General features: G+C 33.5%; 4 protein-coding genes. 2 read left to right on the plus strand and 2 right to left on the minus strand.

The window, feature by feature from the left end:
• Window positions 1-114 precede the first annotated feature (114 nt).
• A complete protein-coding gene (locus KI356_RS23910; protein WP_212936664.1) occupies window positions 115-492 on the plus strand; it encodes a hotdog family protein in 378 nt (125 codons plus the stop codon).
• Window positions 493-721: 229 nt separating this feature from the next.
• Here the strand turns inward: KI356_RS23910 and KI356_RS23915 are convergent, their stop codons facing one another.
• Window positions 722-1,117, minus strand: a complete 396-nt coding sequence (locus tag KI356_RS23915) for a DUF3224 domain-containing protein (protein WP_128280553.1) — start codon at window positions 1,115-1,117, stop codon at window positions 722-724.
• Window positions 1,118-1,333: 216 nt separating this feature from the next.
• Window positions 1,334-2,365, minus strand: coding sequence for a S66 family peptidase (locus tag KI356_RS23920; protein ID WP_212936665.1), 1,032 nt, complete (start codon window positions 2,363-2,365; stop codon window positions 1,334-1,336).
• Window positions 2,366-2,767: 402 nt separating this feature from the next.
• Between KI356_RS23920 and KI356_RS23925 the strand changes: the two genes are divergently transcribed.
• Complete coding sequence (locus tag KI356_RS23925) at window positions 2,768-3,037, plus strand: 2TM domain-containing protein (RefSeq protein ID WP_128280551.1); 270 nt, start codon at window positions 2,768-2,770, stop codon at window positions 3,035-3,037.
• The last annotated feature ends 224 nt before the right edge of the window (window positions 3,038-3,261 follow it).

Here is a 3,261-nt window from a genome sequence, read left to right on the forward strand (position 1 = left end):
CCTTCACCAATCGGGCATTTACGGGGTAAATAGACTTCGTTAGTTTTGAAAAACCGAACTGATTTTTAGTTTCGGTTTTTCTTATTTAAAAAGTGTTTTTGAGGAGGGGTATCAATGAAATTGCAAGTAGGCGAAAAAATCACCTTTGAGAGAACTTTTACAAAAGAAGATGTTGCGTTATTTACAGAAGTATCTAAGGATGAGGGAGTTCATCATGTTACACCAGATGAACAAGGAAGGTTTGTCGTACAAGGCCTGTTAACATCAACACTGCCTACAAAAGTTGGCGGTGATTATAACGTATTAGCGCGTAAGATGGATTTTGAATTTTTACGTCCCGTTTTTAGCGGTGATACGATTCGTTGCGACGTAATTATTGAACAATTTGAACCCGATGAAAAAAATCGCACAAAGATTATTGCGATGTTTACATGTAGGAATCAACTTGAAAAAGAAGTTATGAAGGGGAGTTTTTCTGGGATTATTCTTTAGTTAGTAGAAAAAGTAATGAATAGGTGGGGGCTATGTCACTCGGGCTTAGATTTTTAATTCCACCATAACGAAAGTTTTATGCATTGCTGAATACTGATAATAAGACGTTATGTAATATACTCGGTTCTTTTCTTAACTAATAGAAGAATAGTTGAATAAGCTCGTCAACAAAAAGGACATTCCTAGTATTACAAGAAATGTCCTTTCCACTATATTATAGGGTATTTTGCTAAAATTCAAACTCTAAAATCAGTTTACTAGTTTGACCTGTAAACTGATAATTATAGGACCCTCTCAGATTTTCTAAGTTACCGGTAGCTTTAATAATTGTTCCTGGGGAATCTAGATTTCCTTTATCAAATATTCCTTGCTCTACAGCTGTAAATGTCCCTTGTTGCCCCTTATAAATTCCTTCAAAGTGTAAAAATCCAGAAATTTTAGCAGTAGCCAAGTGACCATCATTTATATTTGAGTCTAAATAATATAATAAGTATTCAACAAAAGCTTTTCCTTTTAATTCCCCATCAATATCATATTCAACATGGGCAATATTAATAGGAAAATCTTTTCTAGTATCATCGATTAGTTTTTCATCCCATTTACTTACTGTAAATGTTACTTCCATACACGTAAATCCCCCTTTATCATTAGATAAGTAATCTCCCTTAAATTATATACTTTTAAAAAGTATCAATTCACAGTCATATCTCATAGGAGTGTTTGTATTTATTGGGATCCTGCCATATCGCTATCAAGCTAACAAAAAAATACGCTATTCTTCCTGTAGGATCAGGGAAACATAATAATAAAACTTATGGCTATACTTATTTCAAGTTTCACTTTATTCCACGCCACTCTCTAAAATAGAAAAAGATACATTTTCACAATTAATTTCTGCTATCGCGCCGTAAGGTAAAATAAACTTCGGCTCGGTATGTCCAAAATTTAAATTATAAAGAATCGGCAAATCTTCTAAGTTATGTTCTTTCATAACTTGCATAATTTCGTGTTTATATTCTTCATAATACATTTCGTCTTTTGGTTTACCAAAAATGATACCTTTTGCTTTTTGCAGAATGCCTTGTGCTGCATAATTTCGTAACCAATACTTTATATAACTTGGTTCTGGATGATCTTCAGAGGTTTCAAAGAAAAGGATACTATTCTCCCAATGTTTTTTCTCAGGCCAAAGTTCCGTTCCTTTTGCAAATTCCAGTACTTCTATACAACCACCAATTAAACGCCCTTGTACAGTGGTAGAGCCTTGAAGTAGCTCATATCCATTGTTTTGTTGCATCGTACGCCTTTTATCCTTATTTATCTCTATCCATTCTAAACGCTCACTCGTCCATTCATGAGCTGGTTGAATCTCGCCAATAGTCTCATTTGAAAAGAGGGTCCGATTTACCATTTCAATTGTATATGGATCCATCTCTACATTTTCGGCAAAATCGGTTAAAATTGCTGGACCGTAAAAAGAGGAAATGCCTGCTTTATGGCAAAACAAATGTGAAACGGTAACGTCAGAGTACCCCATAAAAATTTTTGGGTTTTCACGTATCACATTAAAATCTATATAAGGAAGTAAACGGATGCTATCTTCACCGCCAATATTCGCAATAATTGCTTTCACACGCGTATCTTTAAAAGCTGTCATTAAATCTTCCGCACGAGCCTCAGGGCTGTTATAAATGAATTCGCTACCTTTTAAACTATTTGGCATTGGGACGACTCTCAGACCGAAAACTTCTTCTAATCTCTTTACTCCTTGTTCATATCGCCATCTTAGCTCAGAATCACCTGCTCCTCCCCACGAAGGACTTACTGTTGCCACAATATCTCCGGGCTGTAATCTGTTTGGTTTTATTAACATTTTAACTCCGCTCCTACATAATTTAATAGACTACGATTATACAAACTGTAGCATTGAAAAATATGCTGCATGACATTAACTTCTTCAGCATCAATCCGTTTACCTGCTGATATTCAAGGATTTGGCATTAGTGTTGAATATAGGAATAATCGATTTAAATTTGAAAATCACAGTATGCAACATTACATGAGAAAGATGGTTGCTATTCTTTATAACCTGTAACTGTGATAATTACAGGTTAGTCATATCCAATCAAACAAATAAAATCATCATGAATGGAGATGTTTCATGATGGGTATTTTTTATTTTGTGTTTTTTTGAGAATAAGGGATTTTCGATTAGAATATGATGTTTAAATCGGAGTGAGTTTAAAAAATACAATAATGAAAGAGGTGTTTATATATGGAGCGAGATGAGATTTATTTACGAGCTAAAAAAAGGGTGGAAAATTTAAAAGCGTTTTACATTCATTTAACGGTTTATATACTAGTTAACTTAATGCTTTTTTTTATAAATGTAAGCTCTGATTCAAGTAAATTATGGTTTTTATATCCACTTGGAGGTTGGGGGATCGGTATCGTTATACACGGTTTGACAACTTTTCCATTTGGGATATTCGGAAAAGAGTGGGAAGAACGAAAGATTAAAGAATATATGGAGAAAGATAAGTAAATTTATTTCTGGAATTTATGAATATAAAATTTCATATAAATCTCTGTGATCACATGCTTGATGCGAAGTCTATTCAATAGCTTCGCCTATTTGTTTTGTATTCGAAGTTTGTGCGAGTGAGAGTGTTCATATACATTTTTTAGGGTGAATTGCATGTAAAATCAAAACTTTATTTGTAGTACATAATAAATACAGTTATTTTACTTTTTTAATTACATGTGGAT

The organism is Bacillus hominis (genome assembly GCF_018332515.1).
Lineage (GTDB): Bacteria > Bacillota > Bacilli > Bacillales > Bacillaceae_G > Bacillus_A > Bacillus_A hominis.